The following is a 25,706-nucleotide window of genomic DNA, read 5'->3' as shown; positions in this document are numbered from 1 at the left end:
GTCAGCTCTCCGTTCCGGTCGTCTCGGCGGCCTTGTCGGCAGCCGGCGCAGCCTCGGCGGCCGGAGCCGCGTTGGTGTTGCGCGCGTTGTCCCGACGGTCGTCGCCACGGCCACCACGGCCGCCACGGTCTCCACCGCGACCACCACGGTCGCCGCGGTCGCCACCGTCACGACGGGCCGGACGGCCACGCTGCTGGGTGGCGGCGCGGGCAGCAGCCTGCGCCTCCCGCTCGGCGCGGGTACCGGCGACGTCGCCCTTGTAGATCCAGACCTTCACGCCGATCCGGCCGAAGGTCGTCCGGGCCTCGTAGAAGCCGTAGTCGATGTCGGCCCGCAGCGTGTGCAGCGGGACGCGGCCTTCGCGGTAGAATTCCGACCGCGACATCTCCGCGCCACCGAGCCGGCCGGAGCACTGGATCCGGATGCCCAGGGCGCCGCCACGCATGGTGGTCTGCATCGCCTTGCGCATCGCGCGGCGGAACGCCACACGACCGGACAGCTGCTCGGCCACACCCTGTGCGACCAGCTGCGCGTCCACCTCGGAGTTCTTCACCTCGAGGATGTTCAGCTGCACCTGCTTGCCGGTGAGCTCCTCCAGCGATCCGCGGATGCGGTCCGCCTCGGCGCCACGGCGGCCGATCACGATGCCCGGACGGGCGGTGTGGATGTCGACCCGGACCCGGTCACGGGTGCGCTCGATCTCCACGCGGGAGATTCCGGCGCGCTCCATGCCCTTGCTCAGCAGGCGACGGATCTTGACGTCCTCGCCCACGTAGTCCTTGTACAGCTTGTCGGCGTACCAACGGCTCTTGTGGTCGGTGCTGATGCCGAGACGGAACCCGTGCGGGTTAACCTTCTGTCCCACGTCAGGACTCCTTCTTCTCAGCGGTGGCCTTCTTCGCGGCCGACTTCTTGGCGGTCGCCTTCTTGGCCGGCTTCTCGGCGGCCTCTGCCTTGTCGGCGGCCTTCTTGGCCGTCTTCTTGGCAGGTGCCTTCTTCGCCGTGTCCGCGGTGTCCGCGGACTTCTTGGCGGCCGTCTTCTTGGCCGGGGCCTTCTCGACCGGCTCATCGGTGACCCGCGGGGTGACCACGATGGTGATGTGGCTGGTCCGCTTGTCGATCCGGGTGGCCCGGCCCTGCGCACGCGGGCGGTGACGCTTCAGCGTCGGTCCCTCGTCCACGAGGACCTTGGCCACGACCAGGTCGGCCCGGCTCAGGTGCTCGGTGCCCTCGGCGTTCGCCGCGGCGCTGTCGACGACCTTGTACACGGTCGCGGCAGCGGCCTGCGGGGCGAACTTCAGAGTGGCGAGTGCGTCGTCGACGCCCAGACCGCGCACCAGATCACCCACGCGGCGCGCCTTCATCGGCGTCACGCGGACGAAGCGCGCGACCGCGAAGGCCCCGGGCTCGTCGCCCAGCAGGCTCTCGCGACGGGCGCTGATCGCCCTACGCTCTTGAACGCTCATGATGTTCGAATCTCTCCGTAGGTTGCTTTCGCTTCGTCACTGTCCCTGAGGATCAGCGACGCCGTGACTTCCGGTCGTCCTTCTCGTGACCCTTGAACGTCCGGGTCGGTGCGAACTCGCCGAGCTTGTGCCCGACCATCGCGTCCGTCACGAACACCGGCACGTGCTTGCGGCCGTCGTGCACCGCAATCGTGTGGCCGATCATGTCCGGCACGATCATCGATCGGCGGGACCAGGTCTTGATGACGTTCTTGGTGCCCTTCTCGTTCTGCACCTCCACCTTCTTCGCGAGGTGGTGGTCGACGAACGGGCCCTTCTTCAGGCTGCGTGGCATTCTGGCCGGCTCCTATCAGCGCTTCTTGCCGGCCTTGCGGCGCCGGACGATCATGCGGTCGCTTTCCTTGCGGGTGCGGGTACGGCCCTCAGGCTGACCCCACGGGGACACCGGGTGGCGACCACCCGAGGTCTTACCCTCACCACCACCGTGCGGGTGGTCGACCGGGTTCATCGCGACACCGCGGACGGTCGGGCGCTTGCCCTTCCAGCGCATCCGGCCCGCCTTGCCCCAGTTGATGTTCGACTGCTCGCCGTTGCCGACCTCACCGAGGGTGGCGCGGCAGCGTACGTCGACCATCCGGACCTCGCCGGACGGCATCCGCAGGGTGGCCATCCGGCCTTCCTTCGCGACCAGCTGGATGCTGGCACCGGCGGAGCGGCCCATCTTGGCGCCACCGCCCGGCCGCAGCTCGACCGCGTGGATGGTGGAACCGACCGGGATGTTGCGCAGCGGCAGGTTGTTGCCGATCTTGATGTCGGCGGCCGGGCCGTTCTCGACGACCGTGCCCTGCTGCAGGTTCGACGGGGCGAGGATGTAGCGCTTCTCGCCGTCCACGTAGTGCAGCAGCGCGATCCGCGCGGTGCGGTTCGGGTCGTACTCGATGTGCGCGACCTTCGCCGGCACGCCGTCCTTGTCGTACCGCTTGAAGTCGATCAGCCGGTACGCCCGCTTGTGACCGCCACCGTGGTGCCGGGTGGTGATCTTGCCGGAGTTGTTCCGGCCGCCCTTCTTCGGCAGCGGGCGCAGCAGCGACTTCTCGGGGGTCGAACGGGTGAGCTCGACGAAGTCGGCCACACTCGAGCCACGGCGGCCCGGCGTCGTCGGCTTGTACTTGCGGATCCCCATTACGACTGGCCTCCGAAGATGTCGATGCGGTCGTCACCCTTGAGGGTCACGATCGCCCGCTTGGTGTCGGGGCGCTTGCCGAAACCGGACCGGGTCCGGCGGCGCTTGCCCTTGCGGTTGATGGTGTTGACGTCGCTGACCTTGACCTTGAAGACCTTCTCGACCGCGAGCTTGATCTCGGTCTTGTTGGCGGTCGGGTCGACCTCGAACGTGTACTTCTGCTCGTCCAGCAGGCCGTAGCTCTTCTCGCTCACGACCGGCCGGCGCAGCACGTCACGCGGGTCCTTGTTGACTCCGTGGCTCATGCCTCTGCCTCCTCGGCCTCGGTCGACGTCGCGACGGCCTTGACGGACTTGCCCTTGGGCGCGCCGGCGACGAACGAGTCGAGCGCGCTCTTGGTGAACACGACCGCGTCGCTGCACAGCACGTCGTACGCGTTGAGCTGGTCGGCCGCGATCAGGTGCACGTGCTGCACGTTGCGCAGGCTCAGCCAGGTCAGCTCGTCGGCGCGGTCGACCACGACCAGCGCCTTGCCCGGGTCGGTGACCTGGGACAGCACACTCAGCGCCGACTTGGTGGAAGGCTGGTCGCCGTCCACGAAGCTCTCGACGACGAACACGCGGCCGTCACGGGCCCGGTCCGACAGCGAGCCGCGGAGCGCGGCGGCGATCATCTTCTTCGGGGTCCGCTGGCTGTAGTCGCGCGGCACCGGGCCGTGGACGACGCCACCACCGGTGAACTGCGGCGCGCGGGTCGAACCCTGGCGGGCGCGACCGGTGCCCTTCTGGCGGTACGGCTTGGCGCCACCACCGGACACCTCGCCCCGGCTCTTCGCCTTGGCCGTACCCTGACGGGCCGCGGCCAGCTGGGCCACCACGACCTGGTGGATCAGCGGCACGTTGACCTGGACGTCGAACAGCTCGGCCGGAAGCTCGGCGGAACCCTTCTTGCTGACCTTGTCGCCCTTCACGACGACGACGTCGACGGTGCTCACTTCGCAGCTCCCTTCGCGGCGTTGCGGATCAGCACCAGACCGCCCTTGGGGCCGGGTACGGCGCCCTTGAGCAGGATCAGACCGCGCTCGGTGTCGATCGCGTGGACGCTGATGTTCTGCGTGGTGATCTGCTCGGCGCCCATCCGGCCGGCCATCCGCAGGCCCTTGAAGACCCGGCCCGGGGTGGCGCAGCCGCCGATGGAACCCGGCGAACGGTGCTTCTTGTGCACACCGTGGGTGGCGCGCAGGCCGTGGAAGCCGTGGCGCTTCATCACACCGGCGAAACCCTTGCCCTTGCTGGTCGCGGAAACGTCGACCCGCTCACCGGCCTCGAAGGCCTCGGCCTTGATCTCCTGGCCCAGCGTGTACTCGCTGGCGTCGGCGGTGCGCAGCTCCAGCAGGTGGCGCCGCGGCGTCACGCCGGCCTTGTCGAAGTGGCCGCGCAGGGGCTTGGTCACCTTGCGGGGGTCGATGTCGCCGAAGGCGATCTGGACGCCGTCGTAGCCGTCCCGGTCCGCCGTGCGGACACCGGTGACGACACATGGTCCGGCCTGGATCACGGTGACGGGGACGACACGGTTGTTCTCGTCCCAGGTCTGGGTCATGCCGAGCTTGGTGCCCAGCAGACCGCGCGTGTTCTTGACAGTGCTCATTGGCTGTTCGCGTCCCTCAGAGCTTGATCTCGATGTCGACACCGGCCGGCAGGTCGAGACGCATCAGCGAGTCGACGGTCTTCGGCGTGGGGTCGATGATGTCGATGAGCCGCTTGTGGGTGCGCATCTCGAAGTGCTCGCGGCTGTCCTTGTACTTGTGCGGCGAGCGGATGACGCAGAACACGTTCTTTTCCGTCGGCAACGGCACCGGGCCAGCAACCTTCGCACCAGTACGCGTCACCGTGTCGACAATCTTGCGTGCCGAGCTGTCGATGACCTCGTGGTCGTAGGCCTTCAGCCGGATGCGGATCTTTTGTCCCGCCATCGCTTCGCTTCGTCCTTCTCTATCGTCTTTCGGTGCGTTGCTCCGACCCCCGCGGTCGGGTGTGTCGCCAAACCGGTGCAATACTGCGCGGCACGCGCGTGACCCACCGCTTCTTCGACCTGGGATGGTGATCGGGGCCCGGTCTCGGACCGAACCTCGGCATGGTCTCCGGTCCGGCGCACCAGCCAGACGACAGTCTGGGGCGCGCCCCGGCGGCCTCGCCTGAGCAACCTGAATATTGTGCCAGAGATCGGCGCCGAAACGCCAATCGGGTGGCTTTCCGCCTGATCCGGTACCACCTGAGCGCCGGATCAGGCGCAAAGCAGAGGTCCGCGGAGGCTCAGTGGTGCGAGCCCTCGCGGACCTCGTGTGATCACTTGAGGATCTTGGTGACCCGGCCGGCGCCGACGGTGCGGCCACCTTCACGGATCGCGAACTTCAGGCCCTCTTCCATGGCGATCGGCTGAATCAGCTCGACCGACATGTCGGTGTTGTCGCCCGGCATGACCATCTCGGTGCCCTCGGGCAGCGTGACGACGCCGGTGACGTCCGTGGTGCGGAAGTAGAACTGCGGGCGGTAGTTCTGGAAGAACGGCGTGTGCCGGCCGCCCTCCTCCTTCGAGAGGATGTAGACCGAGGCCTCGAAGTTGGTGTGCGGGGTCGTGGTGCCCGGCTTGATGACAACCATGCCGCGCTCGACGTCCTCGCGCTTCGTACCACGGAGCAGCAGACCGACGTTCTCACCGGCCTGGCCCTCGTCGAGGAGCTTGCGGAACATCTCGATACCGGTGACCGTGGTGGTCTGCTTCTCCGGACGGATACCGACGATGTCGACCGTCTCGTTGATCTTGACCACACCACGCTCGATCCGGCCGGTGATGACCGTGCCGCGACCGGTGATGGTGAAGACGTCCTCCACCGGCATCAGGAACGGCTTGTCGACCTCGCGCTCCGGCTGCGGGATGTAGGAGTCGACCGCGTCCATCAGCTCGATGATCGACTCGCCCCACTTGGCGTCGCCCTGCAGCGCCGGGTGTGCGGCAACCCGCACGATCGGCGCGTTGTCGCCGTCGAACTCCTGCTCCGAGAGCAGCTCGCGAACCTCGAGCTCGACGAGCTCCAGGATCTCCTCGTCGTCGACCATGTCGCACTTGTTCAGCGCGACGACCATCGCCGGCACGCCGACCTGACGGGCGAGCAGCACGTGCTCACGCGTCTGCGGCATCGGGCCGTCGGTGGCGGCGACGACCAGGATCGCACCGTCCATCTGGGCCGCACCGGTGATCATGTTCTTGATGTAGTCCGCGTGACCCGGGCAGTCGACGTGGGCGTAGTGCCGGGCCTCGGTCTGGTACTCGACGTGCGCGATGGAGATGGTGATACCGCGCTGACGCTCTTCGGGCGCCTTGTCGATCTGATCGAAGGCCGACGCCTCGTTGAGGTTCGGGTACTTGTCGTGCAGCACCTTGGTGATCGCCGCGGTAAGCGTGGTCTTACCGTGGTCGATGTGACCGATGGTGCCGATGTTGACGTGCGGCTTAGTCCGCTCGAACTTCGCCTTCGCCACTGGGGCCCTCCTAGATAAATGTTGACTACGCCGTACGCCGACGCGCTTGGGGTGTGGTGGTCAGGAGCGAGAGATTACTCGCCCCGGGCCTTCTTGATGATCTCTTCCGCCACGTTCTTCGGAACCTCGGCGTAGGAATCGAACTGCATCGAGTAGGACGCGCGGCCCTGGGTCTTGGACCGCAGGTCACCGACATACCCGAACATCTCGGACAACGGCACCAGAGCCTTCACGGCCCGGCTGCCACCGGGGCCCTCGTCCATCGACTGGATCTGGCCACGACGGGAGTTGAGGTCGCCGATCACTTCACCCATGTAGTCCTCGGGGGTGATCACCTCGACCGCGAACATCGGCTCGAGGATGACCGGATTCGCCCGGCGGGCAGCATCCTTGAAGGCCATCGAACCGGCGATCTTGAAGGCAAGCTCGGAGGAGTCGACGTCGTGGTAGGCGCCGTCCTGCAGTGTCACCTTGACGTCCACCATCGGGTAGCCGGCCAGTACGCCGAACTCCATCGCCTCCTGGGCGCCCTCGTCCACCGACGGGATGTACTCCCGGGGGATGCGGCCACCGGTGACGGCGTTGACGAACTCGTAGCCACCCTCGCCACCGGCCTCGACCGAAGTCGGCTCGATGTCGATGATCACGCGCGCGAACTGACCCGAACCACCGGTCTGCTTCTTGTGCGTGTAGTCGACCTTCTCGACCTTCTTCTTGATGGTCTCGCGGTAGGCGACCTGCGGCTTACCGACGTTCGCCTCGACCCGGAACTCGCGCTTCATCCGGTCGACCAGCACCTCGAGGTGCAGCTCGCCCATACCGGCGATGATGGTCTGGCCGGTGTCCTCGTCGGTCCGGACCTGGAAGGTCGGGTCCTCCTCGGCGAGCCGCTGGATCGCGACGCCCAGCTTCTCCTGGTCGGCCTTCGACTTGGGCTCGATGGCGACCGAGATGACCGGGGCCGGGAACTGCATCGACTCCAGCACGACCTGCTTGGCCGGGTCGCACAGCGTCTCACCGGTGGTGGTGTCCTTCAGACCCATCACCGCGACGATGTGGCCGGCGCCGATCGACGCGATCTCCTCACGCTTGTTCGCGTGCATGCGGTAGATCTTGCCGATCCGCTCCTTGCGGCCCTTGGTCGGGTTCATCACCTGAGTGCCGGTCTCGAGCTTGCCCGAGTACACCCGGATGAAGGTCAGCTTGCCCAGGTGCGGGTCGGCCGCGATCTTGAACGCCAGCGCCGAGAACGGCTCGTCGTCGGCCGGCTTGCGCAGTACGACCTGCTCCGGGTCCTTGACGTCGTGGCCCTCGATGGCCGGGACGTCGAGCGGGCTCGGCAGGTACGCGTTGATCGCGTCGAGCAGCGGCTGGACGCCCTTGTTCTTGAACGCCGTGCCGGTCAGCACCGGGGTCAGCTTGCTGGCGATGGTCGCCCGCCGGATACCCGCGACGATCTGCTCCTGGGTGGGCTCGTCGCCCTCCAGGTACATCTCCATGATCTCGTCGTCGGCCTCGGCCAGCGTCTCGATCAGCTTGTCGCGCCACTCGGCGGCGATCTCGGTGTGGGTGGCCGGGATCTCCTCGACGGTGTAGTCCTCACCCATCGTGGTCTCGCCACGCCACGTCAGCGCACGCATCCCGACCAGGTCCACGACACCGATGAAGTCGGCCTCGGAACCGATCGGCAGCTGCAGCACCAGCGGCACCGCGGCCAGCCGGTCGACGATCATGTCGACACAGCGCATGAACTCCGCGCCGGTCCGGTCCAGCTTGTTGACGAAGCAGATCCGCGGCACGCCGTACCGGTCCGCCTGGCGCCACACGGTCTCGGACTGCGGCTCGACGCCGGCGACACCGTCGAACACCGCGACAGCGCCGTCGAGGACGCGCAGCGAGCGCTCCACCTCGACGGTGAAGTCGACGTGCCCCGGGGTGTCGATGATGTTGATGGTGTGGTCTTTCCAGGTGCAGGTCGTCGCGGCGGACGTGATCGTGATGCCGCGCTCCTGCTCCTGCTCCATCCAGTCCATCGTGGCGGCGCCGTCGTGGACCTCACCGATCTTGTAGGTGATACCGGTGTAGAAGAGGATCCGCTCGGTCGTCGTCGTCTTGCCGGCGTCGATGTGGGCCATGATCCCGATGTTGCGGACCTTGGCCAGGTCGGTGGTGATTTGTACGGCCACCTCGGTGGTCTACCTCTCGATTCTGTCTTGCGTCAAAGGGGTGAACGCTGGGGTCCGGATCGGACCCCGGATCACCAGCGGTAGTGGGCGAAAGCCTTGTTGGCTTCGGCCATCTTGTGCGTGTCCTCGCGGCGCTTCACCGACGCACCGAGACCGTTGGACGCGTCCAGGATCTCGTTCATCAGCCGCTCGGACATGGTCTTCTCCCGACGGGCCCGCGAGTACGACGTGAGCCAGCGCAGGGCCAGCGTGGTCGAACGACCCGGCTTGACCTCGATCGGCACCTGGTAGGTGGCACCACCGACGCGGCGGCTCTTCACCTCGATGCTCGGCTTCACGTTGTCCAGCGCACGCTTCAGCGTGATCACCGGGTCGGTGCCGGTCTTCGTCCGGGTGCCCTCGAGGGCGTTGTAGACGATGCTCTGCGCGATCTGCTTCTTGCCGTCGACCAGGATCTTCGAGATCAACTGGGTGACGAGCGGCGAACTGTAGACCGGGTCGATGATGACCGGGCGCTTCGGGGCGGGACCCTTGCGCGGCATTAGCTCTTCTCCTTCTTCGCGCCGTAGAGGCTGCGAGCCTGCTTCCGGTTCTTCACACCCTGGGTGTCGAGCGAACCGCGGATGATCTTGTACCGGACACCGGGGAGGTCCTTCACGCGGCCGCCGCGGACGAGCACGATCGAGTGCTCCTGCAGGTTGTGGCCGACGCCGGGAATGTAGGCGGTGACCTCGATACCGCTGGTCAGGCGGACACGCGCAACCTTACGAAGCGCCGAGTTCGGCTTCTTCGGCGTGGTCGTGTAGACGCGCGTGCACACACCACGACGCTGAGGGGAACCCTTCAGGGCCGGCGTCTTGTTCTTGGACACCTTGTCCTGGCGGCCCTTGCGGACCAGCTGGTTAATGGTGGGCACCGCGTGGGTCTCTTTCTGTCGTCCGGCTGGGTTTGTTGCTCTTACCTGACCCCCGCGGTCGGGTGTGTCGCGTGCGCACGGGCGTACCGGGGCCTTAATCTCAAGACTGTCGGCAGGAAGTCCCGTGCCACGCGGCCCGACCCGTTGGACGAGGGGCACGCATGACGGCCCAAGGAAGACCCCGGGCACGATCGTTAAGACTAGCGGGTGCCTCAAGCACGGTCAAAATGAGTAATCAACCGCGGTCGAGGAGCTTCCGCTTTTCTAGTGTACAGGGCCCCCGGGGTGAGCCTTGGCAAACGCTTCCAGGGGCCCTGCTCGGAGCGGGTCAGGCGCGGAACTCGACGTCGGTGATCAGACCGTCGACGACACGGTAGAGACCGAGCTGCGGGGTGCTCCCGCCGTCGTCGTACGACACGACGTGCTCGACGACCCACTCCCCCAGCATCAGTCGCTGGACCACTTCGGTCTTGCACTGGCCGGCGTTGAAGCGCGGGCTGTAGTGCTCGCGCAGGAACCGCCGGCCCTTCAGCTCGGTGCCGTCGGCGAGCTGGATCCGCGCGGTCGGCGAGTACATCGCCAGGAAGGCCTCGAGGTCGTGCGCGTCGAAGGCGGCGTGCTCGCGGCTGATCACCCGGGCGGCCGGGGTATCGGCGGTGACGGCCGCGACCGTCGCCATCCCCAGGTCGGCCAGCGGGGCCTGAACCGGCGCTGCGGGAGCTGGAGTGGCCTTGGGGGCGGGGGGCGGGGTCTGCCGGGTAGCGGGGCCGGCAGGGGCCTCCTTGACCGCTGTGGCCGGTTTGGCGGCGGACGGCGTCCGCCGGGTCGAGGTCGTCTTCTTGGCGGCTGGGGGTGGGACGAGGAGCTTGCCGTCGTCACCGGGCTCCTCGCCGAGGTGGGCGATGGCCCAGTCGAGAGCCTTGGTGACGGCGGCGCGTGATTCTTCGGTGTGGTCGAGCATGTCGAACCCGTGGTGCCCTTTCGGTACGTCGATGATGTCCAGCGCGGCGCCACCCGCGGAAACGAACTCCGCGACCGGACCGGCGAGCTCCTCACGCTCGAGTCCAGCTCTCGTCAGCAGCACCGGCAGGTCCTTGTGTTTGCCGATCACTTCGGCGGCGGTAACCAAATCGTCGACACCGGGCGGGGTGGCGAGCAGGGGGTAGGTCAGGGCGACGAACCGCAACCAGTCGGGGCGGCTGTCCAGCCACTCCCCGGCCAGCAGGCCCGCGCCGGAGAAGAACCACAGACCGACCCGATCAGGGTCCACCCGCGGATCAGAACGCAGTACGCCGACCGCGGCCTCCACCTCGTCCGCGGCCGCGACCAGTCGGTCGAGACCGTGGATCAGGCTGTGGTCGACGACCGCTGCTACCAGGCCTCGCCTGGCGGCCGCGGTCGCATAGCCCTTGTAGACCGGCCACTCCCGAGGCATGACCTCGAGACCGGCGGGTCCAGGACCCCCGTGCACAAAGAGAATTGCACCGCCTCGGGCGGTCCCGGGCGGGCGGTACAGGTCGATCTCCCCCAAGCGATCGACACGTACATCAGGACCATCCAGAACCCCCAAGACGAAAGGCCGCAGGTAGGCCGGCAGATCCGTCATGCACCAATCTTGGCCTATCCCGCCCACACTTTCAGCCGCCACCCCGAGTGTCTTCTCCAAGCCTGGCCGTACCGGCGCGTAAATGCCGCGAGGGCGGCACCCCCGGGATGGGGATGCCGCCCTCGGGCGGTGTGACTCGGATCAGTTCTGGTACGAACCGAGGTCGAAGTCGTCGAGCGGGACCGACTGGCCCGAGGACGGGCCGAAGTCGTAGTCGTACGACTCGTAGCCGACCATCGAGTACATCGCGGCCTTCGCCTCCTCGGTGGGCTCCACCCGGATGTTGCGGTAACGGTCCATGCCCGTACCGGCCGGGATCAGCTTGCCGATGATGACGTTCTCCTTCAGACCGACCAGCGAGTCGGACTTGCCGTGGATCGCGGCCTCGGTGAGGACGCGGGTCGTCTCCTGGAAGGAGGCGGCCGACAGCCACGACTCGGTCGCCAGCGAGGCCTTGGTGATACCCATCAGCACCGGACGACCCGAGGCCGGCGTACCGCCCTCGGCTACGACGCGGCGGTTCTCCGCCTCGAACATGATCCGGTCCGCGAGCTCACCCGGCAGCAGCTGGGCGTCGCCCGACTCGATCACCGTGACCCGGCGCAGCATCTGCCGGACGATGATCTCGATGTGCTTGTCGTGGATGGCCACACCCTGCGACCGGTACACCTCTTGGACCTCGTCCACCAGGTGCTCCTGCGCCTTGCGGACACCCAGGATCCGCAGAACCTCCTGCGGGTCCGGCGTACCCTGCGTCAGCTGCTGACCGACCTCGACGTGCTGACCCTCTTCGATCAGCAGGCGGCCACGCTTCGACACCGGGTAGGCGACCTCCTCGGAACCGTCGTCCGGGGTGAGCACCAGCTTCCGGGTCTTGTCGGTGTCCTCGATCGAGATCCGGCCGGCGGCCTCCGAGATCGGCGCCTTGCCCTTGGGCTGGCGGGCCTCGAACAGCTCGACGACACGCGGCAGACCGTGGGTGATGTCATCACCCGCGACACCACCGGTGTGGAAGGTACGCATCGTCAGCTGCGTACCCGGCTCACCGATGGACTGCGCCGCGATGATGCCGACCGCCTCGCCGATGTCGACCGGCTTGCCGGTCGCCAGCGAACGGCCGTAGCACTTCGCGCAGGTACCGGTCTTGGCGTCACAGGTGAGCACCGACCGGACCTTGACCTCCTCGATCCCGGCCGCGACCAGCTTCGCGATCGACACGTCGCCCAGGTCGGCGCCGCCGGCGAGCACGACGTTGCCGTCGGCGTCCAGGGCGTCGGTGGCCAGGGTCCGCGCGTACGCGCTGGTCTCGACGTTCTCGGCGTGGACGACCTTGCCGCTCGGGTCCTTCTCGCCGATCTGCTTCGGCAGGCCCCGCTCGGTACCGCAGTCCTCCTCGCGGATGATCACGTCCTGCGACACGTCCACCAGACGACGGGTCAGGTAACCCGAGTCGGCGGTCCGCAGCGCGGTGTCGGCCAGACCCTTCCGCGCACCGTGGGTGGCGATGAAGTACTCGACCACCGACAGGCCCTCGCGGAAGTTGGACTTGATCGGCCGGGCGATGATCTCGCCCTTCGGGTTGGCCACCAGACCACGCATACCGGAGATCTGCCGGATCTGCATCATGTTGCCTCGGGCACCGGAGTGCACCATCATCCAGATCGGGTTGTCCTTGGCGAAGTTCTCCTCCATCGCCTTACCGACCTCGGCGTTGGCGCCGGTCCAGATCTCGATCAGCTCCTGACGCCGCTCGGACGAGGTGATCAGACCCCGCTCGAACTGCTTCTGGACCTTCTCGGCCTGGGCCTCGTACCGAGCCATGATCTCCGGCTTGGACGGCGGCGTGCTGAAGTCGTCGATCGACACGGTCACCCCGGAACGGGTGGACCAGTAGTAACCGAGGTCCTTCAGCGCGTCGAGGGCGTGTGCGACCTCGACCTTGGTGTACCGCTCCGCGAGGTCGTTGACGATCCCACCGAGCTGCTTCTTGCCCACCTCGGTGTCGACGAACGGGTAGTCCGCCGGCAGCGCCTCGTTGAACAGCGCGCGACCCAGGGTGGTCTCCAGTCCGAAGCCACCGTCGGCCAGCTCGATCGCGTCGGCCGGAGCCGCGGAACCGTTCAGCCGCAGCGAGATCTTGGCCTGCAGCGCCAGCTCGTGGCGGTCGAAGGCCATGATCGCCTCGGCCACCGAGCTGAACGCCCGGCCCTCGCCCTTGGCGCCGTCCTTCAGCATCGTCAGGAAGTAGATGCCGATGATCATGTCCTGCGTCGGCATCGTGACCGGACGGCCGTCGGCCGGCTTCAGGATGTTGTTGGTCGACAGCATCAGGATCCGGGCCTCGGCCTGCGCCTCGGCCGACAGCGGCAGGTGCACCGCCATCTGGTCACCGTCGAAGTCCGCGTTGAACGCGGAGCAGACGAGCGGGTGGATCTGGATCGCCTTGCCTTCGATCAGCTGCGGCTCGAACGCCTGGATACCCAGCCGGTGCAGGGTTGGTGCACGGTTGAGCAGAACCGGGTGCTCGGTGATGACCTCTTCCAGCACGTCCCAGACCTGGGCGCGCTGACGCTCGACCATCCGCTTGGCGGACTTGATGTTCTGCGCGTGGTTGAGGTCGACCAGCCGCTTCATCACGAACGGCTTGAACAGCTCCAGCGCCATCGCCTTCGGCAGGCCGCACTGGTGCAGCTTCAGCTGCGGGCCGACCACGATGACCGAACGGCCCGAGTAGTCGACGCGCTTGCCCAGCAGGTTCTGACGGAAACGACCCTGCTTGCCCTTGAGCATGTCGGACAGCGACTTCAGCGGCCGGTTGCCCGGGCCGGTGACCGGACGACCGCGGCGGCCGTTGTCGAACAGCGCGTCGACGGCCTCCTGCAGCATCCGCTTCTCGTTGTTGACGATGATCTCCGGCGCGCCCAGGTCGAGCAGCCGCTTGAGCCGGTTGTTCCGGTTGATCACCCGGCGGTACAGGTCGTTCAGGTCCGAGGTGGCGAACCGGCCACCGTCGAGCTGAACCATCGGCCGCAGGTCCGGCGGGATCACCGGGACGCAGTCGAGCACCATGCCCATCGGGCTGTTGTTGGTGGCCAGGAACGCCGTGACGACCTTGAGCCGCTTCAGGGCACGCGTCTTGCGCTGGCCCTTACCGGTCTTGATCGTCTCGCGCAGGTTGTCCGCCTCGGCCTTCAGGTCGAAGGTCTCCAGCCGGCGCTGGATCGCGGCGGCACCCATGGCGCCCTCGAAGTACTTGCCGAACCGCTCCTTCATGGCGCGGTAGAGGATCTCGTCGCCCTCCAGATCCTGGACCTTGAGGTTCTTGAACCGGGTCCAGACCTCGTCGAGGCGGTCGATCTCGCGCTGCGCACGGTCGCGCAGCTGCTTGACCTCACGCTCGGCGCCTTCCTTCACCTTGCGGCGTACGTCGGCCTTGGCGCCCTCGGCCTCGAGCTGCGCCAGGTCCTCCTCGAGCTTCTTCATCCGCTGCTCGATGTCGTTGTCACGACGGTTCTCGAGCTGCTTGCGCTCCACGTCCACCCGGCCCTCGAGCGAGGACAGGTCGCGGTGCCTGGCCTCGTCGTCGACGTCGGTGATCATGTACGCCGCGAAGTAGATGACCTTCTCCAGGTCCTTCGGGGCGAGGTCGAGCAGGTAGCCGAGCCGCGACGGGACACCCTTGAAGTACCAGATGTGGGTGACCGGCGCGGCCAGCTCGATGTGGCCCATCCGCTCGCGGCGCACCTTGGAGCGGGTGACCTCTACGCCACACCGCTCGCAGATGATGCCCTTGAAGCGAACGCGCTTGTACTTGCCGCAGTAGCACTCCCAGTCCCGGGTGGGACCGAAGATCTTCTCGCAGAAGAGGCCGTCACGCTCGGGCTTGAGCGTCCGGTAGTTGATCGTCTCCGGCTTCTTGACCTCGCCGTGCGACCACTGGCGGATCTCATCCGCGGTCGCCAGGCCGATCCGAAGCTCGTCGAAGAAGTTCACGTCGAGCACGATGTGTTATCTCCCGTTGCTAAAAGTGGTCTGAGTGAGTTGGTTGTTGATGTCAAGCGGCAACCCGCTCAGACCTCCTCGACACTGTTCGGCTCGCGCCGGGACAGGTCGATGCCCAGTTCCTCTGCCGCCCGGAAGACGTCCTCCTCGCTGTCGCGCATCTCGACCCGGCTTCCGTCGGACGAGAGCACCTCGACATTGAGGCAGAGGGACTGCATTTCCTTGACCAGAACCTTGAACGACTCCGGGATACCCGGCTCCGGAATGTTCTCGCCCTTGACGATCGCTTCGTACACCTTGACCCGGCCGACGACATCGTCGGACTTGATCGTCAGCAGTTCCTGCAGCGCGAAGGCGGCACCGTAGGCCTCGAGGGCCCACACCTCCATCTCGCCGAACCGCTGGCCACCGAACTGGGCCTTACCGCCCAGCGGCTGCTGGGTGATCATCGAGTACGGACCGGTCGACCGCGCGTGGATCTTGTCGTCGACCAGGTGGTGCAGCTTCAGGATGTACATGTAGCCGACACCGATCGGGTCCGGGAACGGCTCACCCGAACGGCCGTCGAACAGGCGTGCCTTGCCCTGCCCGTTGACCATCCGGACACCGTCGCGGTTCGGCAGCGTGGAGGACAGCAGGCCGGTGACCTCGTCCTCGGTCGCGCCGTCGAAGACCGGGGTGGCGACGTTCGTCATCGGCTCGGCCGCGCCGGCGCCGATCTTGATCAGCCGCTGCGCCCACTCCTCCTCGTTCTCCGGGTCGACCTCCCAGCCGCGGGAGGCGATCCAGCCGAGGTGGGTCTCCAGCACCTGGCCGACGTTCATCCGGCCGGGCACGCCCAGCGGGTTGAGGATCACGTCGACGTGGGTGCCGTCCTCGAGGAACGGCATGTCCTCGACCGGAAGGATCTTGGAGATGACGCCCTTGTTGCCGTGCCGGCCGGCCAGCTTGTCGCCGACCGAGATCTTCCGCTTCTGGGCCACGTACACGCGGACCAGCTGGTTGACGCCCGGCGGCAGTTCGTCGCCGTTGTCGCGGTCGAAGACCCGGACACCGATGACGGTGCCCTCCTCGCCGTGCGGCACCTTCAGCGACGTGTCGCGGACCTCGCGCGCCTTCTCACCGAAGATCGCGCGCAGCAGCCGCTCCTCCGGGGTGAGCTCGGTCTCGCCCTTCGGCGTGACCTTGCCGACCAGGATGTCACCGGTGGTGACCTCGGCGCCGATCCGGATGATGCCGCGCTCGTCCAGGTCGGACAGCATCTCGTCGGAGACGTTCGGGATGTCCCGGGTGATCTCCTCCGGCCCCAGCTTGGTGTCGCGAGCGTCGACCTCGTGCTCCTCGATGTGGATCGAGGTCAGCAGGTCCTGCTGGACGACGCGCTGGCTGAGAATGATCGCGTCCTCGTAGTTGTAACCCTCCCAGGTCATGAACGCGACCAGCATGTTCCGGCCGAGAGCCATCTCGCCCTCGTCGGTGCACGGACCGTCGGCCAGCGGCGTACCGATCTCGACCCGCTGCCCGGCGTCGACCAGCGGGCGCTGGTTGATGCAGGTGCCCTGGTTCGAGCGGCGGAACTTCGCCATCCGGTAGGTCTGGTACGTGCCGTCGTCGGCGGCGATCTCGATCAGATCGGCCGAGACCTCCTTGACCACACCGGCCTTGTCGGACACGACCACGTCGCCGGCGTCGACCGCACCGCGGAACTCCATCCCGGTGCCGACCAGCGGCGCGTCCGAGGTGATCAGCGGCACCGCCTGGCGCTGCATGTTCGAACCCATCAGCGCGCGGTTGGCGTCGTCGTGCTCGAGGAACGGGATCAGCGCGGTCGCCACCGACACCATCTGGCGCGGCGAGACGTCCATGTAGTCGACGTCGTCGACCGGGACGAGCTCGACCTCACCGTGACGGCGACGGACCAGCACGCGCTCCTCGGCGAACCGGTTCTCGTCGTTCAGCGCGGCGTTGGCCTGCGCGATGACGAACCGGTCCTCCTCGTCGGCGGTCAGGTAGTCGACCTGGTCGGTGACCTGGCCCTCGACGACCTTGCGGTACGGCGTCTCGACGAAGCCGAACGCGTTCACCCGGCCGTACGACGCGAGCGAGCCGATCAGGCCGATGTTCGGGCCTTCCGGGGTCTCGATCGGGCACATCCGGCCGTAGTGGGAGGGGTGCACGTCGCGGACCTCGAAGCCGGCCCGCTCACGGCTCAGACCACCCGGGCCGAGCGCGTTCAGCCGGCGCTTGTGGGTCAGACCCGCGACCGGGTTCGTCTGGTCCATGAACTGGGACAGCTGGGAGGTGCCGAAGAACTCCTTCAGCGCCGCCACCACCGGACGGATGTTGATCAGGGTCTGCGGCGTGATCGCCTCGACGTCCTGGGTCGTCATCCGCTCGCGGACCACCCGCTCCATCCGGGCCAGGCCGGTGCGGAGCTGGTTCTGGATCAGCTCGCCGACCGTGCGCAGACGGCGGTTGCCGAAGTGGTCGATGTCGTCTTCCTCGACGACGATCTCGCCCTTCGGGGCCGGCAGCTCGGTCTTGCCTTCGTGCAGCGCGACCAGGTACTTGATCGTGGCGACGATGTCGTCGACGGTCAGCACCGCCATGTCGTGCGCCTCGTCACGGCCGAGCTTCTTGTTGATCTTGTACCGGCCGACCTTGGCCAGGTCGTAGCGCTTGCCGTTGAAGTAGTAGTTCTCCAGCAGCGCCTGCGCGGCCTCGCGGGTCGGCGGCTCACCCGGACGCAGCTTGCGGTAGATGTCCAGCAGCGCGTCGTCCTGCCCGGAGGTGTGGTCCTTCTCCAGGGTCAGCCGGATCGACTCGTACTCGCCGAACTCTTCCAGGATCTGTGCGTCGGTCCAGCCGAGCGCCTTGAGCAGGACGGTGACGTTCTGCTTGCGCTTGCGGTCGAGGCGGACGCCGACCATGTCGCGCTTGTCCACCTCGAACTCCAGCCACGCGCCGCGCGACGGGATGATCTTGGCGGTGAAGATGTCCTTGTCGGACGTCTTGTCCGGGGTGCGCTCGAAGTACACACCGGGCGAGCGGACGAGCTGGGAGACGACGACCCGCTCGGTGCCGTTGATGACGAAGGTGCCCTTGCGCGTCATCAGCGGGAAGTCGCCCATGAAGACGGTCTGGCTCTTGATCTCACCGGTTTCGTTGTTCATGAACTCGGCGGTGACGAACAGCGGCGCGGAATAGGTGACATCCCGCTCCTTGCACTCGTCCACCGTGTTCTTCGGAGGCTCGAAGCGGTGGTCGCGGAACGACAGCGACATGGTGCCGCTGAAGTCCTCGATCGGGGAGATCTCCTCGAAAATCTCTTCCAGGCCGCTGGGGCCGGACAGGTCCGACCGCCCCTCGGCCTCGGCGGCGGCCACGCGGGCCTGCCACGTTTCGTTACCGACCAGCCAGTCGAAACTATCCACCTGAAGCGCAAGCAGATCCGGAACCTGAAGAGGCTCGGAGATCTTTGCGAAGGAGATGCGGCGGGGGCCGGTGACGTTGGAAATGCTGTCGGACTGGGGGTTGCGCGAGGCGACCAAGGGGCGTCCTTCCACGGGCTCGCAAAATCACATCGGTGCTGGGAGCGCACGCCAAGCCGCCCCAGTCAAGTCGAGACCCGAGCCGAGGCGAGGAAAAAGGCAGCGCAAAGCAATAGGCTACATGATCCAGGCAAGCCTGTCCAATGGGGTCCAATAGTTTGCCGTTGGACCACCCTCTCCGTCAAGGACCGACCCGGGGTCTCCAGCGGGTAGATCACCCACGAGCCACCCAGCGTCCTCTTGGTGCGGAGTCACCTAGAGATTACAGTCCGGCGATCTCCTGGACCAGCCATCGATCGCCGTTTCGGACCATTGTGAAGCGGGTCCGGTTCAGATCCACCCGGGGACTACCCTTCGTGATCGTGCTGGTGGTCGTCTGGTTGACGAAGATGATCAGCGTGACCCGGTCGGCGTCGCCGTCGCGGACCCCGACCTCGCGGACATCGGCCTTCACCGTGGCCTTGGTCTTGGTCGCCAGTTCGCCGGCCACCTTGGCGGTCTGGTCGAACTTCTGGGCGAAGTCCGGGGTCATCGTCGCGCGGGCCGCGGCGAAGCTTTTGTCCAGGTCACGGTAGTCATAGCTGAGTGCGGTCTCGGCCGCCTTCCGGCCCGCGGCGGCCGCCTGGTCGCGGGCGTCCTCGGCCTGCTTCCCGTGCCACGCCTTCACCCCGAGCACAGCCGCCACGACGAGCGTGACGACCACGACCAGGCCGAGTCCGGCCAGCAGTACGTCGCTCTGCCGGCGCTCACGCTGAGTGACAGCCGGAGCTTCTGGCTTCGGTTTCGAAGGCTTCGCGGGCTGTGGTGTGGCTGGTGTCACATCCTCGACCGGGGTCTCGTCAGGACTCTCGGTGATCTTCAGGTCGCCCTCGGCGACATCCTGGATGCTCGGCTTCGGGCGGCGTTGGCCGGCGATCCGGGGGCGGCGGTTGCGATTGTCTGCCATCAGCCCACCACCTGGAGGTCAGCGGTCAGCCACTGGTTCTTCTCCCGGACCAGGTCGAGCTTGATCCGGTACCGGCGTTCGACCCCGTCGGTCGAGGCCGTGTTCGTCACCACTGCGTTCACGATCACCAGCACCTGGGCGGAGTCCTTGTCGTTCGAGACCACGGCGGCCTCCTTCACGTCCCCCTTGGAGGTCGCCTTGTTGGTCACCACATCGGTCTTCACGGCGTCGATCCCGGACTGGAACTCCTGTTTGAACTGCCCGGTCGAGTCGTCCAGCACCCGCTTCGAGTCCGCGTCCCAGGTCTGGTAGTCGTACGTCGTGAAGTCCAGCGCCAGCTGCCGCGCGGCCTTCATCGCGCCGTCGCGCTGCGAGTCGGCGGCGCGCTGCTTGCTCAGGCCGACCACCGACAGCGTCAGCCCCGCGAGTGCCACCAGGAGCAGGACGCTGAGCGCCCACGCCAGAATCATCCGGCCGTTCCGTGCCATCACTTGCTCGTCACCGGTCCGAGAATCAGGGCCTTCCAGGAGTCGCTGCCGAGCAGCTCCTCCTGACCGCCGGTCGAGCCGAGCGTCATCGCCGGCATCCCGCCGGACCCGCCGGCCTCACCGGTCACCGGGTCGTACCCGACCCCGTAGCCGGTCCGGTTAAGGTCGCGCGACGACGGGCTCGGCTTGTTCTGCGAGCCGCGGACATTGATCCCGCTCGACGGGCTCGCCGTACAGCCGGCCTTGGTGTTGGCCGGGGTGTTCGCGGTGTTCTGCGGGACCCGCTTGGCGGTGCCGCCGTACCCGGGCCGGCAGGCCGGCGGGGTGAGGCCGACGACCAGCCCGAAATGGGCGTCGTAGTGCCCGGTGCCCGGGTCCTTGGCCGGTACGACGTACCCGCCCATCGCCACCGCCGGGTAGACGACGAACAGCTGCTCGACGGCATCCAGCCGGACCGCGGTCAGTTCGCTCACCGTCAGCAGGTTACCCAGCAGCACCGCGATGTCCGCGCGGTTGTCCTGGATCAGGCCGGTCAGCTGGGTGGACGCGAGCGAGCCCTGGTCGATCACCTTGCGCAGGTTCGCGTCCGAGCTGACCAGGGTGTCGGACAGCAGCGCGAGGTTCTTCGCCCAGGTCTTGATCGCGTCACCGCTGGCCACCTGGGTGGCGAGAACGGTGTCGCCGTCGTTGATCAGCTTGATCGTCTGCAGCACGTTCGCGTCCGCGGTGTCGATCAGCTGGCCGGAGCTGTCGATGATCTTCTGCAGGTCGGTGCCCTTGCCTTTCAGGGCCTCGCCGAGCTCGCGGACGGTCGTCTTCAGGCTGTTCTTGTCGACCGAGTTCACCAGCTGGTCGAGGTTCAGCAGCAGTTCGGTGGTGTCGATCGGTACGGCGGTGTCCTGGCGCGCGATCTTCGAGTTGTTCTGCAGGTACGGCGCTCCGTCGCGGCGCGGCTGCAGGTCGACGTACTGCTCGCCGATCGCGGACCGGTTCGCGACCACGGCCATCAGGTCGTTGGGGATCTTGAACTTCTTCTCGATCACGAGGTTCACGTCGACGCCGTCGGACAGCAGCTTCAGCTGACCGACGCGGCCGACCGGCTGGCCGCGGTACGTCACCTCGGCGCCGGAGAAGATGCCGCCGGACTCGGCGAAGCTGGCGCTGACGGTGTAGTCGGTGTCGACGATCAGCTTGTCGACCTGGGCGTACTTCGCGCCGACGAACGCGACGCCGACGACGGTGATCAGCAGGAACACCATCAGCTGGATCCGGACCGCTCTGGTGATCATTTGACCGCCCCCGGCATCAGCGCACGGGCAAGGTCGGGATCGAACCCGGACCGCTTCAGCTGCGGTGTGCAAACCGGCAGCCCGAGCAGGGTGATGCAGGTCGTCGCCGTACCGGTCGGGACCGGGAGTGTCGGCAGGATGCCGCTCTTGCCCGGGCTGGTCGGCAGATGCACCGGGAGACTGATCCGGCCGGTCGGCAGCGCCGTCGGGCCGATCGTCGGCAGAGTGATGCCGAGCAGGCCCTTGAGTGCCTTCTGCGTGTTCACGTCGAGCGTGATCCCGAGGTTGGTGAAGTCACCCTTGGCGGCGTTCGCGGCCTGGTCCGGGAACGGGTAGGTGAACAGCAGCTCCAGCGACTTCGGCAGGTTCGCCCCGGCCTCGGCCAGCTTGGTCAGGATCGGGTACAGCGACTGCAGGTTGGCCACCAGGTCCTTCTGCGCCGAGGTGATCACCCGGGTCGCGGTGTTGCCCAGGGTCGCCAGCGCCTGCAGCGTCTTCACCAGCGCGGCCCGCTGCTTGTCCAGGGTCGCGATCGACTTCGGCAGCGAGTCGATCGCGGTCGCCAGCGTCGCCTTCTGCGCGTTGAGTTTCTTGGCCAGCGCATCGACCGCGGTGATCGCGGTGACGATCCGCGCCTTGTTCTGGTCCAGGGTGCCGACGAAGGTGTTCAGCTGGGTCAGCACGTCCCGGATAGCGGGCTCGTTGCCGGTCAGCGCCTTGTTCAGCTCCTGGGTGATGATCTGCAGCTGGGCCACACCGCCGCCGTTCAGCAGCAGCGAGAGCGCGGACAGGACTTCCTCGACCTCGACGTTGCTGGTCGTCCGCGACAGCGGGATCAGCTCGCCGTTCTCGAGCTTGCCGCGGGGCTGCTCGGATCCGGTCGGCCGCGACAACGACACGAACTTCTCGCCGAGCAGGCTGGTCTGCCGGATCGTGGCGTGCGTGTTGTCCGGCAGCGCGAGGCTCTTCGGCAGCTTGATCCGCACCTTCGCGATGTACCCGTCCAGCCAGACCTTCTCGACCGTGCCGACGGTGACGTCGTCCACCTTCACCGTCGACTTCGGCACCAGGTCCAGGACGTCGGCGAACTCGACGGTGACCGTGTACGACGGCCCCTTGATCTTCGCGCCACCCGGCAACGGCAGCGAGTACACGCTGAAATCGCATCCGGTCAGCAAGGTCGCCAGGGCGATCACGCCGGCAACGATCGACGTACGGCGCTTCACTTGACCAACCCCCCGAGCGTCGGATCCACGGGATCAGGGCTGTTCAGCGGGGCCTTCGGGGTCGGAGCCCACGGCGTGCCGGCCGGGCCGCCGCTCACGGGCGCGTTGGCGCCGGTCAGCTGGGTGATCAGCGGCAACTTGGCCAGCGCGTCGAGGACCGGCTTCAGCGCCGAGCAGCTCGACAACGGCTGGTTCACCTGCAGCAACAGCGAGCAGACGAAGGTCGCCGGGTCGTCGAGCTGCGCCGGGTTGATGCGCTGGTCCAGGGTGCCGAACTGCGGGTTGTAGATCCGGGCCAGGTTGCCGAGACCGAGCGGCGCGGTGTCGAGCACCTCGGCGATCGCGGCCTTCTCCTTCACCAGGATCTGCGACAGCTGAGTGGCTTGGCTGACCGTCGACTTCACCAGTCCCCTGTTGTCCTTCACGAACGTCGCGACCTCGCCGAGCGCGGTGGCCAGCAGCGACAGTGCGGCGCCGAGGTCCTTCCGCTCGCCGGCCAGGGTGGTCGAGACCGAGGCGAAGTTCGAGTTGAACTGGCGGACCAGCTGGTCGTTCGCGGCCAGCGCAGACACGAAGGTCTGCAGCTGCCGGATCGTGTTGAACAGCGCCGAGGAATTGCCCGACAGCGTGCTGGTCAGCTTCGAGACGTCGGTGATGGTCTGGTTCAGCTTGGCGCCCTGGCCGTTCAGGTTCTTCGCCGAGACGTCCAGCAGCCGGGCGAGCGCGCCCTGGTCGTTCGCGCCCTTCGGGCCGAGCGCCACGGACAGGTCGTTCAGGCTCTGGTAGATCTGGTCGAGCTCCAGCGGTACGGCGGTCCGCTCGATCGGGATCTGTGCGCCGTCGGCCATCACGTCACCCTTGGAGTACGCCGGGGTGAGCTGGATGTACCGGTCCGCGACGATCGACGGCGAGGCAATGACCGCCTTCGCGGTCGCCGGCACCTTGTGCTTCGCGTCCCACCAGAACTTGACCCGAACGGTCCGCCCGGCCGGGGTGATGCTCTCCACCTCGCCGACCTTGATCCCGAGGATCCGTACGTCGGACCCCGGGTACACCGAGACTGCGCGCGGGAAGTACGCCGTCGCCGTCACCCGCGCGGGCTTCGGCCACAACGTCACGGCGCTGACCGCGAGGATCACCACGACCACGCCGATCGCGATCAGCCGGGACAGGGCGTTGACCTTCATCAGCCGCCACCTCCCAGGATCGCCGGCAGGCCGGGAATCGGCACCTTCGGCAGCGGGATCTCCGGCACCGGCGCGAGGTTCTGCAGGTAGGTGTCGAACCACGGCCCGGTGCCGAGCGTGTTGGTGAAGACCCGGACGAACGGCGCGAGGCCCTTGATGCTCGCGTCCAGGGAGTTCTGGTTCTGCAGCAGTACGGCGAGGACCGCGTTGACCTTCTGCAGCGTCGGGGCGAGGTCCTTGCGGTTCTCCCGGACCAGCGCGGTGATCTGTGAGGCCAGCTGCTGCGTCGACACCAGCAACTGGTGGATCAGCGCCCGCCGCGCCTGCACGGCCTGGAAGACGGTGTTGCCGTCCTTCATCAGCTTGATCAGCTGCTGGTTGCGGTCGGCAAGAACCTTGGTGACCACGTTCGAATGCTGGAGCAACAACTTCAGCTGCTCGTCCCGGGCGGCGACGTTGCGCGACAGCCGCGACAGCCCGGTCAGCGAGGCCTTGACCTCTTCGGGGGTGTTCTTGAACGTCGCCGACAACGTGTCCAAGGCCCTGGCCAGCTGCGCGGTGTTGATCCGCTCGGTGGTGTTGGCCAGATCGGTGAACGCGTCCACGACGTCGTACGCCGAGACCGTGCGCGCCAGCGGGATCTCCGAGCCGGCCTTGAGCTGGCCCTGGCCGGCCGGGTCGAGCTTCAGGTACTTCTGGCCGAGCAGGGTCTTGATCTTCATCTCGGCGCCGGTCTGGTCGCCGAGCTTCACGCCCTTGTCGACGACGAAGTCGACCCGGACGTGGGTGCCCTCGAGCTCGACCTTGCGGACCTTGCCGACGCGGACGCCGGCCACCCGGATCTCGTCGTTCGGCTTCAGGCCGCCGGCCTCGGAGAACTGCGCGGAGTACTTCGTCCCGCCGCCGATCAGCGGCAGGTCCTGTGCCTTGAACGCGGCCAGCATGATCAGGCCGATCACGGTCAGCCCGATGACGCCGATCGTCACCTGGTTCTGCTCGCGGAAGGGCTTCACTTCTTGCACCTCGCCGAGTTGAGGTCGTAGGCGACCGGAATGCGAGTCCCTGTCGGCAGCGTGACGTTGCCGTCGAAGTTGCACAGGTAGAAGTTGAACCAGGAGCCGTACGACGCGGTGCGGGTCATCGTGTTCAGCTTCTGCGGCATGAACTGCAAGGTCTTCACCCAGATCGCCTGGGTGTCGTCGAGCGTCGACGCGGTGATCCGCAGCTTGTCCAGGTCGGCCTTGATCGGCACCCGGGTCTGCTGCAGCAGGCCGGCGGTCTTGGTGTTCAGCGAGTTGATCGAGCCGAGCGAGTTCAGGATCGGGGTGACGTCCTGGCTCAGGCCGGTGATGAACTGCTGCAGGTTGACCAGCAACTGGGAGAAGTTCTGCTGCCGCTGCGAGACGATCTGCAGCGTCGAGGTCAGGTTCGTGATCAGGTCGCCGATCACCTGGTCCGCGTCGGCCAGCGTGGTCGTCAGCGACGCGGTCTTCGCGAGCAGCGACTCGATCGTGCCGCCCTCGCCCTGCAGCACCTTGATCACCTCGAAGGCGAACTGGTTCACGTCCGCGGGCGTCAATGCGGTGAACAGCGGCTTGAAGCCGTTGAAGAGCACCGACAGATCCAGCGCGGGGGTCGTGTGCTCCTTCGGGATGATCCCGTTCTTCTTCAGCCGCTCGCCGCCACCGACGCCGTCGGTCAGCGCGACGTACCGGTTGCCGACGAGGTTCCGGTACCGCAGCGTGGCATGCGTCGAGGTGTCGACGACCTGATCGGAGTCGACGCTGAACGTCACCATCGCCAGCGTGTTCTGGTACAGCTGGATCTTGTCGACCTGACCGACCTTCACACCGGCGATCCGGATGTCGTCACCCTGGTTCAGCCCGACCGCGTCGGTGAACACGGCCCGGTACTTCGTCGTCGAGTTGAAGGTGATGTTGCCGATCGTCACCGCGAGCAGCGCGGTCGCGATCGTGGTGATCACCACGAAGATCCCGAGCCGGACGGTATCGAACGTCGTCTTCTTGTCGAAGAAGCTCACCGGGTGACCCCCCTCGGCTGTTGGTGCGCAGCTCCGGTGTCCAGGCGGGTGCATCGCAAGGCGGAGGAGGCGCACGATGC

General features: G+C 67.0%; 21 protein-coding genes and 1 pseudogene. All 22 read right to left on the bottom strand.

Annotated elements, in window-relative coordinates:
- Position 1 precedes the first annotated feature (1 nt).
- The 22 genes and pseudogenes from rpsC to ACFWUU_RS20155 all read right to left on the bottom strand — a co-directional run bounded on the left by rpsC (position 2) and on the right by ACFWUU_RS20155 (position 25,626).
- On the bottom strand, positions 2–865 hold the full coding sequence (gene rpsC / locus ACFWUU_RS20260) for a 30S ribosomal protein S3 (protein WP_134107176.1): 864 nt from the start codon (positions 863–865) through the stop codon (positions 2–4).
- 160 nt (positions 866–1,025) lie between these two features.
- Positions 1,026–1,466, bottom strand: a pseudogene (rplV, locus tag ACFWUU_RS20255) (50S ribosomal protein L22); the annotation flags it as partial.
- A 52-nt stretch (positions 1,467–1,518) separates the two neighbouring features.
- On the bottom strand, positions 1,519–1,800 hold the full coding sequence (gene rpsS / locus ACFWUU_RS20250) for a 30S ribosomal protein S19 (RefSeq protein ID WP_130441496.1): 282 nt from the start codon (positions 1,798–1,800) through the stop codon (positions 1,519–1,521).
- Positions 1,801–1,815: 15 nt separating this feature from the next.
- Entirely contained in the window at positions 1,816–2,649 is an 834-nt protein-coding gene (rplB, locus tag ACFWUU_RS20245; protein ID WP_137258648.1) for a 50S ribosomal protein L2, read from the bottom strand.
- A complete protein-coding gene (rplW, locus tag ACFWUU_RS20240; RefSeq protein ID WP_137258647.1) occupies positions 2,649–2,954 on the bottom strand; it encodes a 50S ribosomal protein L23 in 306 nt (101 codons plus the stop codon). Before rplW ends, rplB begins: the two co-directional genes overlap by 1 nt.
- Positions 2,951–3,643 (bottom strand): 50S ribosomal protein L4, encoded by a 693-nt coding sequence (gene rplD / locus ACFWUU_RS20235; RefSeq protein WP_137258646.1) that lies wholly within the window; start codon positions 3,641–3,643, stop codon positions 2,951–2,953. The genes rplW and rplD overlap by 4 nt, the downstream gene beginning before the upstream one ends.
- Positions 3,640–4,296: a 50S ribosomal protein L3 gene (gene rplC / locus ACFWUU_RS20230; RefSeq protein WP_137258645.1), complete on the bottom strand. Its 657-nt coding sequence runs from the start codon at positions 4,294–4,296 to the stop codon at positions 3,640–3,642. Before rplC ends, rplD begins: the two co-directional genes overlap by 4 nt.
- Before the next feature lie 16 nt (positions 4,297–4,312).
- Complete coding sequence (gene rpsJ, locus ACFWUU_RS20225; RefSeq protein WP_012923688.1) at positions 4,313–4,621, bottom strand: 30S ribosomal protein S10; 309 nt, start codon at positions 4,619–4,621, stop codon at positions 4,313–4,315.
- Between the two features lie 373 nt (positions 4,622–4,994).
- A complete protein-coding gene (tuf, locus tag ACFWUU_RS20220) occupies positions 4,995–6,188 on the bottom strand; it encodes an elongation factor Tu (protein WP_137258644.1) in 1,194 nt (397 codons plus the stop codon).
- Positions 6,189–6,262: 74 nt separating this feature from the next.
- Positions 6,263–8,323 carry an elongation factor G gene (gene fusA / locus ACFWUU_RS20215; RefSeq protein WP_233715182.1) on the bottom strand — a complete coding sequence of 687 codons (2,061 nt, stop codon included), beginning with the start codon at positions 8,321–8,323 and terminating at the stop codon, positions 6,263–6,265.
- A 122-nt stretch (positions 8,324–8,445) separates the two neighbouring features.
- Entirely contained in the window at positions 8,446–8,916 is a 471-nt protein-coding gene (gene rpsG / locus ACFWUU_RS20210; protein ID WP_130384648.1) for a 30S ribosomal protein S7, read from the bottom strand.
- The gene (gene rpsL / locus ACFWUU_RS20205; protein WP_130384649.1) at positions 8,916–9,290 is read right to left on the bottom strand and encodes a 30S ribosomal protein S12; all 375 of its coding nucleotides are present in this window, start codon (positions 9,288–9,290) and stop codon (positions 8,916–8,918) included. The genes rpsG and rpsL overlap by 1 nt, the downstream gene beginning before the upstream one ends.
- A 328-nt stretch (positions 9,291–9,618) precedes the next feature.
- A complete protein-coding gene (locus ACFWUU_RS20200) occupies positions 9,619–10,725 on the bottom strand; it encodes a nuclear transport factor 2 family protein (protein WP_380177269.1) in 1,107 nt (368 codons plus the stop codon).
- A 312-nt stretch (positions 10,726–11,037) separates the two neighbouring features.
- Complete coding sequence (locus tag ACFWUU_RS20195; protein ID WP_137258641.1) at positions 11,038–14,898, bottom strand: DNA-directed RNA polymerase subunit beta'; 3,861 nt, start codon at positions 14,896–14,898, stop codon at positions 11,038–11,040.
- 68 nt (positions 14,899–14,966) lie between these two features.
- The gene (rpoB, locus tag ACFWUU_RS20190) at positions 14,967–18,449 is read right to left on the bottom strand and encodes a DNA-directed RNA polymerase subunit beta (RefSeq protein ID WP_130441516.1); all 3,483 of its coding nucleotides are present in this window, start codon (positions 18,447–18,449) and stop codon (positions 14,967–14,969) included.
- A 262-nt stretch (positions 18,450–18,711) separates the two neighbouring features.
- On the bottom strand, positions 18,712–19,395 hold the full coding sequence (locus ACFWUU_RS20185) for a hypothetical protein (RefSeq protein ID WP_380177268.1): 684 nt from the start codon (positions 19,393–19,395) through the stop codon (positions 18,712–18,714).
- Entirely contained in the window at positions 19,395–19,883 is a 489-nt protein-coding gene (locus ACFWUU_RS20180; protein ID WP_137258640.1) for a hypothetical protein, read from the bottom strand. Before ACFWUU_RS20180 ends, ACFWUU_RS20185 begins: the two co-directional genes overlap by 1 nt.
- Positions 19,883–21,172: an MCE family protein gene (locus ACFWUU_RS20175; protein ID WP_380177267.1), complete on the bottom strand. Its 1,290-nt coding sequence runs from the start codon at positions 21,170–21,172 to the stop codon at positions 19,883–19,885. Before ACFWUU_RS20175 ends, ACFWUU_RS20180 begins: the two co-directional genes overlap by 1 nt.
- Positions 21,169–22,398 (bottom strand): MCE family protein, encoded by a 1,230-nt coding sequence (locus tag ACFWUU_RS20170; protein WP_380177266.1) that lies wholly within the window; start codon positions 22,396–22,398, stop codon positions 21,169–21,171. The genes ACFWUU_RS20175 and ACFWUU_RS20170 overlap by 4 nt, the downstream gene beginning before the upstream one ends.
- The gene (locus ACFWUU_RS20165; RefSeq protein ID WP_380177265.1) at positions 22,395–23,585 is read right to left on the bottom strand and encodes an MCE family protein; all 1,191 of its coding nucleotides are present in this window, start codon (positions 23,583–23,585) and stop codon (positions 22,395–22,397) included. The genes ACFWUU_RS20170 and ACFWUU_RS20165 overlap by 4 nt, the downstream gene beginning before the upstream one ends.
- Entirely contained in the window at positions 23,585–24,598 is a 1,014-nt protein-coding gene (locus tag ACFWUU_RS20160) for an MCE family protein (RefSeq protein WP_380177264.1), read from the bottom strand. The genes ACFWUU_RS20165 and ACFWUU_RS20160 overlap by 1 nt, the downstream gene beginning before the upstream one ends.
- Positions 24,595–25,626 carry an MCE family protein gene (locus ACFWUU_RS20155; protein ID WP_380177263.1) on the bottom strand — a complete coding sequence of 344 codons (1,032 nt, stop codon included), beginning with the start codon at positions 25,624–25,626 and terminating at the stop codon, positions 24,595–24,597. Before ACFWUU_RS20155 ends, ACFWUU_RS20160 begins: the two co-directional genes overlap by 4 nt.
- Positions 25,627–25,706 lie beyond the last annotated feature (80 nt).

The sequence above is a fragment of the Kribbella sp. NPDC058693 genome, assembly GCF_042715335.1.
GTDB lineage: Bacteria > Actinomycetota > Actinomycetes > Propionibacteriales > Kribbellaceae > Kribbella > Kribbella jiaozuonensis.
The sequence above is the reverse complement of the archived record's forward strand: the minus strand, read 5'-3'. Positions and strand labels throughout refer to the sequence as shown.